Annotated in this window: 13 protein-coding genes; 7 read left to right on the top strand and 6 right to left on the bottom strand. The window is 66.7% G+C overall.

What is annotated here, in order from left to right:
* Window positions 1-148 precede the first annotated feature (148 nt).
* Entirely contained in the window at window positions 149-1,291 is a 1,143-nt protein-coding gene (locus tag ACWCPQ_RS33200; RefSeq protein WP_449906513.1) for a cystathionine gamma-synthase, read from the bottom strand.
* Window positions 1,292-1,409: 118 nt separating this feature from the next.
* Between ACWCPQ_RS33200 and ACWCPQ_RS33195 the strand changes: the two genes are divergently transcribed.
* The 3 genes from ACWCPQ_RS33195 (at window position 1,410) to ACWCPQ_RS33185 (ending at window position 3,762) form a co-directional block, all read left to right on the top strand.
* Window positions 1,410-2,585, top strand: coding sequence for an acyl-CoA dehydrogenase family protein (locus tag ACWCPQ_RS33195; protein ID WP_449906510.1), 1,176 nt, complete (start codon window positions 1,410-1,412; stop codon window positions 2,583-2,585).
* 219 nt (window positions 2,586-2,804) lie between these two features.
* On the top strand, window positions 2,805-3,326 hold the full coding sequence (locus ACWCPQ_RS33190; RefSeq protein WP_449906507.1) for a DUF4254 domain-containing protein: 522 nt from the start codon (window positions 2,805-2,807) through the stop codon (window positions 3,324-3,326).
* A 97-nt stretch (window positions 3,327-3,423) separates the two neighbouring features.
* Window positions 3,424-3,762 (top strand): DUF6401 family natural product biosynthesis protein, encoded by a 339-nt coding sequence (locus ACWCPQ_RS33185; protein WP_449906504.1) that lies wholly within the window; start codon window positions 3,424-3,426, stop codon window positions 3,760-3,762.
* 60 nt (window positions 3,763-3,822) lie between these two features.
* Here ACWCPQ_RS33185 and ACWCPQ_RS33180 read toward each other — a convergent pair whose 3' ends face one another.
* Window positions 3,823-4,914 (bottom strand): mechanosensitive ion channel family protein, encoded by a 1,092-nt coding sequence (locus ACWCPQ_RS33180; protein ID WP_449906502.1) that lies wholly within the window; start codon window positions 4,912-4,914, stop codon window positions 3,823-3,825.
* A 122-nt stretch (window positions 4,915-5,036) separates the two neighbouring features.
* Window positions 5,037-6,428 carry a cystathionine beta-synthase gene (locus ACWCPQ_RS33175; RefSeq protein WP_449906499.1) on the bottom strand — a complete coding sequence of 464 codons (1,392 nt, stop codon included), beginning with the start codon at window positions 6,426-6,428 and terminating at the stop codon, window positions 5,037-5,039.
* Between the two features lie 102 nt (window positions 6,429-6,530).
* On the opposite strand from ACWCPQ_RS33175, the gene ACWCPQ_RS33170 reads away from it, so the two are divergent.
* The 3 genes from ACWCPQ_RS33170 to ACWCPQ_RS33160 all read left to right on the top strand — a co-directional run bounded on the left by ACWCPQ_RS33170 (window position 6,531) and on the right by ACWCPQ_RS33160 (window position 9,232).
* Window positions 6,531-6,992 carry a hypothetical protein gene (locus tag ACWCPQ_RS33170; RefSeq protein WP_449906496.1) on the top strand — a complete coding sequence of 154 codons (462 nt, stop codon included), beginning with the start codon at window positions 6,531-6,533 and terminating at the stop codon, window positions 6,990-6,992.
* A 73-nt stretch (window positions 6,993-7,065) separates the two neighbouring features.
* A complete protein-coding gene (locus ACWCPQ_RS33165; RefSeq protein ID WP_449906492.1) occupies window positions 7,066-7,923 on the top strand; it encodes an SGNH/GDSL hydrolase family protein in 858 nt (285 codons plus the stop codon).
* Between the two features lie 91 nt (window positions 7,924-8,014).
* A complete protein-coding gene (locus ACWCPQ_RS33160; RefSeq protein ID WP_449906489.1) occupies window positions 8,015-9,232 on the top strand; it encodes an acetyl-CoA C-acetyltransferase in 1,218 nt (405 codons plus the stop codon).
* Window positions 9,233-9,488: 256 nt separating this feature from the next.
* On the opposite strand, the gene ACWCPQ_RS33155 is transcribed toward ACWCPQ_RS33160, so the two are convergent.
* Together ACWCPQ_RS33155 and ACWCPQ_RS33150 are read right to left on the bottom strand one after the other, a co-directional pair.
* The gene (locus ACWCPQ_RS33155; RefSeq protein WP_449906519.1) at window positions 9,489-10,175 is read right to left on the bottom strand and encodes a DNA alkylation repair protein; all 687 of its coding nucleotides are present in this window, start codon (window positions 10,173-10,175) and stop codon (window positions 9,489-9,491) included.
* 317 nt (window positions 10,176-10,492) lie between these two features.
* Window positions 10,493-10,783 (bottom strand): hypothetical protein, encoded by a 291-nt coding sequence (locus tag ACWCPQ_RS33150; RefSeq protein ID WP_449906486.1) that lies wholly within the window; start codon window positions 10,781-10,783, stop codon window positions 10,493-10,495.
* Between the two features lie 126 nt (window positions 10,784-10,909).
* Here ACWCPQ_RS33150 and ACWCPQ_RS33145 point away from each other — a divergent pair, with 126 nt between their 5' ends.
* A complete protein-coding gene (locus ACWCPQ_RS33145) occupies window positions 10,910-11,536 on the top strand; it encodes a helix-turn-helix domain-containing protein (protein ID WP_449906483.1) in 627 nt (208 codons plus the stop codon).
* 3 nt (window positions 11,537-11,539) lie between these two features.
* Here the strand turns inward: ACWCPQ_RS33145 and ACWCPQ_RS33140 are convergent, their stop codons facing one another.
* Window positions 11,540-12,640, bottom strand: coding sequence for a scabin-related ADP-ribosyltransferase (locus ACWCPQ_RS33140; protein ID WP_449906480.1), 1,101 nt, complete (start codon window positions 12,638-12,640; stop codon window positions 11,540-11,542).
* Window positions 12,641-12,747: the final 107 nt, after the last annotated feature.

Raw genomic sequence — 12,747 nt, 5'->3', positions numbered from 1 at the left:
AGCTCACGCTGCCTTTCGACCACGAACCTCCGCCGGCACTGGATACGGCACTCGACGAACTGCGCGGCCGGTTCGGTTCGGTTCCCGGATACGGCCGCTCGTTCATATCCCGCGTGTACTCCCGACTGCTCGGTGGCGCCCCGGCGGATCAGCTCAGGGCTTGTTCGAGGTCGGCCAGCAGGTCGCTGATGTCCTCGATTCCTACAGACAGCCTTACCAGATCGGCCGGAACCTCGAGATCCGACCCCTCCGTAGAAGCATGCGTCATGGCCGCCGGATGCTCGATCAGTGATTCGACTCCGCCCAGTGATTCGGCGAGCGTGAACACCTTCGTCCGCGAGCACAGATCCCGGGCCGCTTCGACACCGCCGGCCAGCCGCACCGAGATCATCCCGCCGAAACGACGCATCTGCTTGTCAGCGACGGCGTGACCGGGGTGCTCGGGCAGACCCGGGTAGATCACCTGGCTGATCGCGGGGTTGCGGGAGAGGAACTCGGCCAGCGTCTCGGCGTTGTCGCAGTGCCGGTCCATCCGCAACGCCAGCGTTTTGGTGCCCCGCAGGGTGAGGAACGCATCGAAGGGACCGGGGACCGCGCCGGCGCCGTTCTGCAGGAAGGCGAAGGCGTCGTCGAGTTGGGCATCGTCGGTGACGAGCGCGCCGCCGATGACATCGGAGTGACCGCCCAGGTATTTCGTCGTGGAATGCACCACGACATCGGCACCGAGCAGCAGCGGCTGCTGCAGATACGGAGTCGCGAAGGTGTTGTCGACGACCAGTTTGGCACCCGAGGTGTGCGCGATATCGGCCAAAGCGGGGATATCACCGATATTGAGCAGCGGATTGGTGGGCGATTCCACCCAGATGAGTTTCGTGTTCGGCCGGATCGCGGCGCGCATCGCATCGATATCGGTGACCGCGGCCGGAGAGTGCTCGATACCCCACTGGGTGAACACCTTGTCGATCAGCCGGAAAGTACCGCCGTAGGCGTCGTCGGGAATGACGATATGGTCACCGGGCCGCAGCATGGCGCGCAGTGCACAGTCGGTGGCGGCCATCCCGGAGGCGAATGCCCGGCCGTAGCGGCCGACCTCCAGGGCCGCCAGATTGGCCTCCAGCACCGTCCGGGTGGGGTTGCCGGTGCGCGCGTATTCGTAGCCGTCGCGCAATCCACCGACCCCGTCCTGGGCGAAGGTGGAACTGGCGTAGATGGGCACGTTCACCGCGCCGGTCCGGGGGTCGGGATCGTAACCGGCGTGCACAGCCCTGGTGGTGAATCCCAGTTCGCTCATACCACCACCCTAAACGGCAGGTGCCGTCCGCCCGCACGCCGGTGGGCCTACGCGTGAAGCATTTCACGCCCGATCCGAGCCGGCCCGGCCCGGCGTCCGGTCCGATTACGCTGGGCCCATGCTGACCGTCGCCGAACTGTTCGCCACAGATTCACTGCTGACCGGGGAGGAACGGGAGATCCGCGATACCGTCGCGGCCTTCACCGAACGTCATATCCGCCCGAATATCGCGCGGTGGTTCGAAGCCGGGGAATTCCCGGTCCGCGAGATCGCCCCGGAACTCGGCAAGCTGGGTGTGTTCGGGATGCATCTCGACGGTTACGGCTGCGCCGGCCTCCCGGCCACAAGTTACGGATTGGCCTGTCAGGAATTGGAGGCCGCCGACTCCGGGCTCCGGTCGCTGGTCTCGGTGCAGGGATCGCTGGCGATGACCGCGGTGCACCGCTTCGGCTCCGAGGAACAGAAACAGCAGTGGTTGCCGGAACTGGCGGCGGGCCGGAAACTCGGTTGTTTCGGGCTCACCGAACCGGATTTCGGTTCCGATCCCGGCGGGATGCGCACCCGAGCCCGGCGCGACGGCGACGATTGGGTGCTCAACGGATCGAAGATGTGGATCACCAACGGATCGGTGGCCGATATCGCCGTGGTGTGGGCCCGGACCGAATCCGACGGGAAGAACGTCGTGCGCGGTTTCCTGGTGCCCACGGATACTCCCGGGTTCACTGCCCGGGAAATGAAGGGGAAACTCTCGCTACGTGCCTCGATCACGGCCGAATTGGATCTCGACGAGGTACGGCTGCCCGCCGACGCGGTCCTGCCCGGCGCCTCCGGTCTGTCGGGTCCGCTCTCTTGTCTGAACGAGGCCCGATTCGGCATTGTCTTCGGGGCGCTCGGTGCCGCTCGTGACTGTCTCACCGCGGCGATCGAATATTCCCGCAGTCGAGCCGTTTTCGAGAAGCCGTTGGCCGCTTATCAGCTCACCCAGGCGAAATTGGCCGATATGGCTGTGGAATTGGGCAAGGGTCAGCTGCTGGCACTGCATCTGGGCCGGCTGAAGGACCGTGGCGAACTGACCCCGGAACAGGTGAGTGCCGGCAAACTCAACAGTTCCCGCGAGGCTCTCGCGATCGCCCGGGAATGCCGCACCATCATGGGCGCCAACGGAATCACCCTCGACTATCCGGTGCTGCGGCACGCGAACAATCTCGAATCGGTCCTCACCTACGAGGGCACCGCGGAGGTACATCAGCTGGTGCTCGGAAAGGCGCTCACCGACGCCTCGGCGTTCCGCTGACGCACTGAGACGGTGCAGCACCCCCACTTTCGGGCGCATCATTCCGTTACCGGCGAATACACTGCCTCACAACGTCTCCCGCGCGAGCGGAGGACATTGTTACCAACCGTCATCGGCGAGCCATCTCCGTGTCACCCATCGGCTGGACCGGCGGCGCACTCTGATATTCGCACCCGGAGCGGATCCGAAACGCCCGGCGTGAGTACACGGAGGTGCGCTATGAACTCGCAGTCACCCGGACCGGGAAATCGACGACCGTCCACCCCGGTGAAATTCCCGCTCGGAGCGAAATCCGTGCGGAATTCGCGCGAACTCACCACCACCTGCCGATTACCGGATCAGCGTGAGTTGGTGGCCGCGTTCGCCGGGCCCGGGGAGCGCGAACCCGGACGCCCCCTGCTCACATGGGCGAATACCCTCGCCGAGCTGCACCGGCGCCGCCATACGGACCCGTTGGCGACCGCCGGTATAGATTGCCGCCGGACCGAACTGGTCGCACTGATCGACCGCTGGATAGATACCGAACTTGTCGAACGACGGGCCCGGCGCACGCGGACCGATTCCCCCGGCGCCACCATCGATCGAATGGCTGCCGCGCATGTGCACGCGAACCATCTACTGCACAGTGCCGAATACGTCTCCGACGATCGGGTGCATGCGGCCTGGTACCGGCTCGCCCTGCTGGCCGACGAGTGGACCGATCTGGTGACCGGCGCCGAACGGGTCCGGCGCCGGATGTGACGAGGCGGTCCACGAAGGGTGACCTGTCTCCACTACCTGCGGGAATGCGCAAAAAATCACAATACGACAACTGACGGCGCGTTGTTACCATCGAGTTATGTTCGCCCTGGGTCCCCGTCTGTTCGAAGTCTCCGCCCGCCGTTATCTGGAGGGTATCCACCGGACCCACGGGGCGCCGGCGTTCGTGGCGGCCGGTGCGCTACCCGGGCTGTCCGCCGAACTCGACCAGCACGCCGCCGCCGTACGCGACATTCTCGACCTCGGTGTGGAATCTGCGGGCCGGGTCTCCCCCACAGTGCTGCTGGCCGGATATATGCGCGGGCTGCTCGAGGACCGGACCACGCCGATCACCGAACCGGCGGACTGGGCATGTGCCGAATGGCTGCATCTGCGCCTGGCCGGGGCCTGCTTGCAGGCCGGTCTTCCGGAGCTCTGAACGGACTTCCGCCGTGAACCGTATTCCGGTTCACGGCGGAAGGGGACAGCCGGAAGACGCTCAGCGCAAGTGGCGAGGTTCGCCGCCGTCGAAGGGTCCGCCGTCATAGGGACCGCCACCACCGTATGGCCCGCTGTCACCGTAGGGAGGCTGCCCACCGTCGTCGAACGGCGACTGCCGGCCGTTGCCGAAGGGCGACGACTGACCGCCGCCCCGGGGCGACTGCGGACCACCGTAGGGTGACTGACCTCCCCGATAGGGGTTACCGAACTGGCGGTACTCGCCGCTGGACATCTGCTGCCCGTAGCCACCCGATTCGCCCTGCTCACGCTGGTAACCGCCACCCCGGGCCGGCTGCGGCTCATCCCACTGTTCCGGATCGCGACCGGCGCCGGCCTGCCCACGTCCGGCCTGCTGCGCACCCGTTCGCTGCCGCTCCCGCGACGCGTCCTCACGGCCACGCTGATACGCCTCGGCATGACCACGCACCGCCGGCATCTCCTCCTCGAGCCCGGTCAGCCAGGACTCCCAGCGCTGCTGCATCGGCCGCACCAGACCACCGCCGACACCGACGACCAGGATGCCGCCCAGTGTCGCCAGCACCGCGATGAGAACCGGCGTGGTGACCGTGGTGGCCACCCCGATCTGGTTCAGCGCGGCGACGATGCCGATACCCCAGATGAAGACCGCCGCGATCCGGCCGATCATCGGGCCGTAGCTCAGACCGCCGAGCGCATTGCGCACCAGATCGCTGACCGCGTGCGCGATGGCGCCGGCGACCACGATGATCAGGATGGCGACGGCCGCCCGGGGCAACCAGGCGACGATCCCGTTGATCAGGTTGCTGACCGGGTTGGGTCCGAAGACCCCGAAGCCCATCTGCAGCGCGATCAGCAGAATCGCATAGAAGGCCAGCCTCCCGAGGAGATCCGACGCATCGTATTTGCTGCGCGACAGCATCCGCTGGATACCGCCCCGCTCGACGAGCCGATCGAAACCGACCCGCTCGAGAACCTTGTCGACGATCTTCTCGACCACTTTGGCGATGACCCAGCCGATGAGCAGGATGACCAGGAAGCCGAGGAGCTTGGGTACGAATGTCGCGATCGAACTCCACGCGTCAGAGAAACCCTGCTGGAAATCGATTGCCAAACTTGAGGTTTGCACAAGCCCTTCCCTTCGCTCTCCGATCGGACGCAGCGTTTGCCACGAACGGCACTACGCCACGTTATACCTCGGCGGAGCTGGTTGAACCTGTGATTGCGGAATAATTGCTAATGCGCCGTTCGACCGGTGCTCACAAACCCCAGCAAATCGTGGCGGGTGATCACGCCGACCGGTTTGCCGTCCTCGACGACCATCAGCGCGTCGGTATCCGACAGCGCCTTGGTGGCCGCCGAGATCGGCTCGCCCGAACCGATGAGCGGGAAGGATTCGCTCATGTGCTGGGCCACCGAATCGGTGAGATTCGCGCGACCGGAGAACACCGCCGACAGCAGGTCCCGTTCCGACACGCTGCCGGCCACCTCACCGGCCATCACCGGGGGTTCCGCGCCGACGACCGGCATCTGCGAGACACCGTATTCGCGCAGGATCTCGATGGCATCACGGAGGGTCTCCGAGGGATGGGTGTGCACCAGATCGGGCAGTTCGCCCGACTTACCGCGCAACACGTCACCTACCAGAGTTTCCGCGGTCGACCCGTCGAGCGGGGTGCGCAGGAATCCGTAGGAACTCATCCAGCGGTCGTTGAAGATCTTGGACAGGTATCCGCGACCACCGTCGGGCAGCAGCACCACCACCACGGCCGCCGGATCACGCCGGGCGATTTCGAGCGCCGCCACCACGGCCATACCGCACGAACCGCCGACCAGCAAGCCCTCCTCACGGGCCAGGCGGCGGGTCATATCGAAGGAATCCGCGTCGGAGACGGCGATGATCTCGTCCGGGATCGCCGGATCGTAGGCCGAGGGCCAGAAATCCTCACCGACCCCCTCGACCAGGTAAGGCCGACCGGTTCCGCCCGAATACACCGAACCCTCGGGATCGGCACCGATGACCTGCACGGCGCCGCCCGATACCTCCTTGAGGTAGCGACCGACACCGCTGATCGTGCCGCCGGTACCGACACCGGCGACGAAATGGGTCACCGTACCGTCGGTGTCGCGCCAGATCTCGGGGCCGGTGGTCTCGTAGTGGCTGTCCGGACCGCCGGGATTGGAGTACTGGTCCGGTTTCCAGGCACCGTCGATCTCGGAGACCAGGCGGTCGGAGACGCTGTAGTAGCTGTCGGGGTGCTCCGGAGGCACCGCGGTCGGGCAGACCACCACTTCGGCACCGTAGGCACGCAGCACATTGCGCTTGTCCTCGCTGACCTTGTCCGGGCAGACGAAAACGCAGTGGTAGCCGCGCTGCTGTGCCACCAGCGCCAGCCCGACACCGGTATTGCCCGAGGTCGGTTCCACGATCGTCCCGCCGGGACGCAACTTGCCGGACTTCTCCGCGGCCTCGATCATCTTCACCGCGATACGGTCCTTGGAGCTGCCGCCGGGGTTCAGGTACTCGATCTTGGCGGCCACCAGCCCGGCACCCGAGGGAACCACCGAGTTCAACCGGACCAGCGGGGTGTTGCCGATGAGGTCCACGACATGATCCGCGATGCGCATACCCCCATCGTTGCAGAGGCGTTGCCGGAGGCTTCGGCGTGGTCCGCCACCGAACCGCCATATCCGACGGGACCGGCGCCCAGCCTTTAGTATCTGTGACCTATGAGGCTGCCGAAGCGCGCACGCGCCACCGTATTTCTGGCCGGGTCCGCCTTAGCGCTGGTCGTCGGGTCCGGGGCGGCGGCCGGTGCCGCGACCACCGCGTTCCCCGATGTGCCGACGCTCGCCTACGGCGGTCTGTGCGGGACCAGCATCCGCACCTGGGCCGATACCGATCCGCAGTGGCCCGGCCGCGCGGTGATCAATGTTCGCGCGAATCCGGTCACCGGGATCGGGCCGGGCGCTTATCCGCTGGCACCGCTGTGCGAGGTATTGACCACGGTGACCTGGCGAAATCTCGACACCGGCGCCACCGGCTCCTACGTCAACAATGTGGTGACCGGTATCTACGGCAGCATCCAGTACTCGCTGTTCCAGAACACCGGCCCCGGCCGGGTGGACGTCGTCGTCACCACCGATCACGCGAGCATCCCCGCGTACGGCAGTTTCATCGTCCCGGCCTGACCGGTCGAACCACCACGACGCGGCGGCCGGGCACGGTCGCACGAGGCCGGTCCCGCTCGTAAAATCCCCCGACATGGGCGAAATTCGGATCCGATGGCGCACGGCCGCGGTGGCCGGTGCCGTCACCGCTCTGGTCGGCTCCGGGGCCGGAACCGCGTCCTGGGCGACCTATCGGCTGCTCACCACCCAGGCGGGCACTGCGCGCGGAATGATCGGCCGCGATACCTCCAAACCCCCGGAAGCCGACGGCATCTACTCACCGGACGGCTACGAATGCTGGCGCACCGGTAAGCACGCCGACCTCCACCTGATGATCTTCGGCGACTCCACCGCCGCCGGCCTGGGCTGCCACAGCGCCGCCGAAGTACCCGGCGTCCGCATCGCGCACGGCCTGGCCGATGTCACCGGGCAGCGGATCCGGCTGAGTACCAAAGCTATCTCCGGCGCCACCTCCAAGGGGCTGGCCGGGCAGGTGGACGCGATGTTCGTGGCGGGCGCCCCGCCGGACGCGGCGGTCGTCCTGGTGGGGGCCAACGATGTCACCAAGAAACATTCGATCGCACGCTCCGCCGAACGCCTCGGCTCGGCGGTCAGCCGGTTGCACGGCGCGGGTTGTGTCGTCGTGGTCGGTACCTGCCCGGATCTGGGCAGCGTCACGGCCATCCCGGAACCGCTGCGCTCGGTGGTCCACCGATGGAGCGTCCGGCTCGCCCGAGCGCAGATCACGGCCACCCGGGCCGCAGGTGGCCGTACTGTCGCAATGGGTGACCTGCTGAGCAAGGATTTCCGGGCCGCCCCGGAGCAATTGTTCTCGACCGACGGTTTCCATCCCTCGGCGGCGGGCTACGCGCTTGCCGCCACACATCTGCTGCCCGAATTGACGAGAGCGCTCGCTGAACGGGATATGGCCACGGCGGATATTTCCTCGTAGCCGGGCGCGACGTAGATTCGAAGGGATCGTACCCGCGAGTAGTGTTCGGGCTGCCGTTTCGGCCGAGCACGCTCCCGACTAAGGAGTCCTCATGCCAGAGGCCGTCATCGTTTCCGTTGCTCGCTCCCCCATCGGCCGGGCCAACAAGGGGTCGCTGGTGAGCATGCGGCCCGACGACCTGGCCGCGCAGATGGTGCGCGCCGCGCTGGACAAGGTCCCCGCCCTGTCACCCGCCGATATCGACGATCTGATGCTCGGCTGCGGCCAGCCCGCCGGCGAATCCGGTTTCAACATGGCCAAGGTCGTCGCCACCCAGCTGGGTTACGACTATATGCCCGGCACCACCGTGAACCGCTACTGTTCCTCGTCGCTACAGACCACCCGGATGGCGTTCCACGCCATCAAGGCCGGGGAGGGCCATGCTTTCATCTCCGCCGGTGTAGAAACCGTCTCCCGGTTCCCGAAGGGCACCGCCGACGGCTGGCCCGACACCCACAACCCGCTGTTCGGTACCGCCGAGGAACGTACCGCGACCTCCGCTCAGGGCGGGGTGAGCTGGCGTGATCCGCGCGAAGACGACACCATCCCCGATGTCTACATCGCCATGGGGCAGACCGCGGAGAACGTCGCCTCGTTCACCGGGATCTCCCGCGAAGACCAGGACCACTGGGGTGTGCGGTCGCAGAACCGCGCCGAAGAGGCCATCGAGGCCGGTTTCTTCGAACGCGAGATCACCCCGGTGACCCTGCCGGACGGCACCGTCGTCTCCACCGACGACGGCCCCCGCGCCGGCACCACCTACGAGAAGATCTCCCAGCTCAAGCCGGTCTTCCGCCCGGACGGCACGGTCACCGCCGGTAACGCCTGCCCGCTCAACGACGGCGCCGCCGCCCTGGTCGTCATGAGCGACACCAAGGCCAAGGAACTGGGCCTGACCCCGCTGGCCCGGATCGTGTCCACCGGGGTCTCCGGCCTCTCCCCCGAGATCATGGGCCTGGGTCCGATCGAAGCGGTGCGCAAGGCGCTGAAGCTGGCCGGTAAGACCATCGGCGATATCGACCTCTACGAGATCAACGAGGCGTTCGCGGTGCAGGTCCTCGGTTCGGCCCGGGAACTGGGCATGGACCTGGACAAACTGAATGTCTCCGGCGGCGCCATCGCCCTCGGCCACCCGTTCGGTATGACCGGCGCCCGCATCACCGCCACCCTCCTCAACAACCTCCAGACCCACGACAAGCAGTTCGGCCTGGAAACGATGTGCGTCGGCGGCGGCCAGGGCATGGCGATGATCATCGAGCGCCTGAGCTGATTCGACGGAGATAAACCATCCGGCCGACGAGGACAGATGGCAACAGCTGACAGCCGATGCCACCGAGAACGACCTCTCCGCGGGTATCACGTCCGTGGGGAGGTCGCTTCTTTTCGTCCGCCGTCGTCGTGCGACGTAGACCCTGCCGACGCAGGCGTTCGCTCCCGTGCTCCGCGCGTGGTCGCCGGATCGAGAGCCAGCCGCACGGCTCGGAATACTTCGACGACCTGAGCGCGATGACGTGGTGCGGGCAAGGCTACTTCTCCTCCTGCCGGCGCACCATCTCGGTGATCCAGACGGGCGCGAACGGGGAGGTGCAGCCCGGGGAGGTCGGGTAGTCCTCGAGCACCTTCAGTCGCTCGCCGATATCGATCGCCCGGGCGCGGTACTCGGGGTGCTCGATCCCGATCTGGGCCAGGCAGGTGTTCATCGCCCATTGCAGGCGCTCCGGGGCGTCTTTCATCCGCGCTTCGATGAGGTCGAGCAGGCCGGGGAGGTCGAGACCGCCGGGCTCCTTGCTCACCCGGTCGGCGGTCAACCCCCACCCGGCGCTCGCCACCACGGGATCGGGATCGTCGAACCAGGTCACGCGCAGTTCTTCGGCGTGTGGGTTCTTCTTCACCACATAGTTCACGAGCCAGTCCTGCACCTTGGGCGTCCGCGCGTCACGCAGCATGGCGTCCAGCTCGTCGCGCCCGAAGGCTTTCGGGCGGCAGATCAGCAGCGCCAGCAGGCGCGCCGCGGTGTCGCCGGACTCCCACAGTCCGCGCGCGAGGTCCTGCTGGGTTTTCAGCCGTTTCGCGACCGCGCGCAGCCGGGTGAGGTTCACGCCGTGATCGTCGCCGTGCTTCTCGTTCACCGCGCGGATCTTCGGGTCGGCGAGCTCGGCCAGCTCGGCCAGCACTTCGGCCACGGTCGTCTCGGTCGGCGTCGTCGGGGCCACCTCGTTCTCCTGCCTGTCGGGTGCGGAGTCCAGCCTAAGACCGGGCGGACCTCCGGTCCCCGTAACCAGCTCGGCGATCCGGCCGACCGTCCACCACGTAGGCACCTCCCCGGCATCCCGCGTGCTCAGATACGGGATCACGACCACCTCGGCGGCGTAGTCGAGCGCGTACTGAACGGCGATCCGCGCCGCGAGCTCCGGCCCGGTGTCGGTGTCGGTGTACACCACCCGAAGGTCGTGCGCCCGGGTCGGCCGCTCGATCTCCGCGTTGTCGCAGTCCGGTCGGCAGAGCACGACCGCGCGTCTGGCGGTGGTCATCAACGCGCCTCGGCGGCGTACTCGGCTGCCGCCGCGTAGCGCGGGCAGCGGTGCGCGGCGTGCACATCCATCACCTGATGCGCGTGCGCGTAACCACGGATCGGTTCGTGCGAGCGGCAATGCGCGGTGGGAAGTTCGGCGGGTAGCGTACGAAGCCCGTCCGCGAGCCGGCGCAGAATCGCCGGGTCGTCGGTAACCCAGTGACGGCCCGCCTGCCAGAGCCGTAGCGTGGCGGCCATGGCGAGATTGTGCGGAGCGCGGGTGGGCAGGGACGGTGACTCCTTACGCACGGCGCACCTCTTCGGTGTTGTTGTAAGCGGGCTCGATTCGCCATAAAGGCTCGTAGCGCCCGATCCCCCGAAGGGCCAAAACCTTTGGCACCATGTGGACAAGGGGCGATGCAGGATGTGATAGCTATGAGCACCGAGCAGAAGAATCACGGCGTGGGGACTCACGTAGCCGAGGAACGCGAACTCGCCGGTTGGACTCAGGCCCGCTTGGCTGCCGAGGCACATGTCTCGACATCGCTTGTCAAAGCTGTGGAGCAGGGGCGGGCGCCCGCCTCGCCCGCTTTCATCTCGGCCTGCGGACGCGCGTTGAAGGTCGGCGTCACCGCGCTTCTCGAACAGCCGTACCCACGCACAACCCGCGACGAGCAGCTGGTGCACGCCGGGATACCGGATCTCCGGCGAGAGCTGGCGGTGTACCGGATCCCGCCCGACGATGTTCCGTCCCGCACCCTGGACCACCTGACCGCCGACGTCGCTCGGGCATCCGAGATGCGGCATATGGTGAATTCGGGTGAGCTGGGCAAGCTTCTCCCCTCGCTGCTCCACGATCTGCGGGTGGCGTGGCACTCGGGCAACACGTCGGTTCAGGAGCGGATATTCGGTCTGCTGGCCGAGACCTACGCCGCGCGGCGGGACCTGCCGAGTGTGGACCACGGCGGCCCCCACCGGAGTGGAGGCCGTTTTCACTCGGTCGCGGTCGCTACCAGTCGCTCTGGAAGTGGCTCGGCAGGCGCAGGATCTCCACGTTCCTAGTCATCATGGTGTCGCCAGGGCGTCGGGCGGCAGCGGCCGTACCCACGGGCCGGTGTCGTCGCGGACTCCGGAGGCCGCGCGGGCCGGTACGTAATTGGGGTTCTCGATGATCCCGGCACTCGGGTCGTTTTTGTCGCGGAGTACGCCCATCACCTTGTCCGCCGGAATTCCACCTTCGAAGGCTATTTCGTTCTCCGGTGCGAGAAGGCTTCCATCGCGCATCAGGTTCCAGTGATCGACATCCACACCTCCGGTGGCATCTCGGATCACATACACATACCCGTCTGCTCCGTACCCGTGCGGACCGTCCGCGTGGTCCGCGGCATTGGCATGTTCGGTCGAGGTCCCGATATACGCGGAATCACCGTATTCGCCCTGATGATCGCCGAGATCGCGGTTGTCGCCCCTGGGGGTGAAACCGTGCTCGAATATTATCGCCGGAGGCCGCGTATCTCCTCGGTATACAGTTCGCATGTACGGCAGTCGGTAGCGCAGACCGGCCGAGAACGGCAGCCCGAAGCCGCCTTCCCTGGCCTCTCGTTCGAGTCGATCGGCCACTTCCCACATACCCTGGTCGAACTCGCGGCCGGTGATCCCTCGACTTCCCAGATGGGCGCGTTGTAACCGCATGGCCTCACCCCACGTCGACTCGTCCAACATGAGATCGGCGACCGACGAGTTCGGGTTGAAGGACGCGGGCATGCGATGCTGTGCCACATACCTTCGTATGTCCTGGTAACTGGGCGGCGGATCGGTGTCCATCGCGAACACGGGCGGTAGGGGATTCTCGACGCGGTCGGGTCGTGGCGTGGTGCCCAGGTCACCGCTGCCGCGGCCACCGTCCCGGTCGACGCGGCGAGGCTCGTCCGCCGGTTGTCGCGCCGACGAACCATCCTGCCCACGCCGGGTGCGGATCGATGCGGTGTCCACACTGCGGGCGAGAGCCGCGCCGACGTTGTCGCCGGCGTCTGCTCCGGTCGCGCCACTCCGGATAGGGCCGGTCGTGCCGGAATAGCGAGACCTGATGGCGGAGGCCGCCTGTCCGGTGGCATTGTGGGCACGTCGAGCGATGGCGATCATGACCTCTACGAGGACCTTACTCATCCACCCCGTCACATCCTCATCCCGCAAAGGCGTGAAATCAGGATAGCGAGGGTTCGTATCGATCGGGCCTTTCCGGACAGGAACGAGCTCTTACCGGGACTGCGGTG

This window comes from Nocardia sp. NPDC001965, assembly GCF_053594175.1.
The sequence above is the reverse complement of the archived record's forward strand: the minus strand, read 5'-3'. Positions and strand labels throughout refer to the sequence as shown.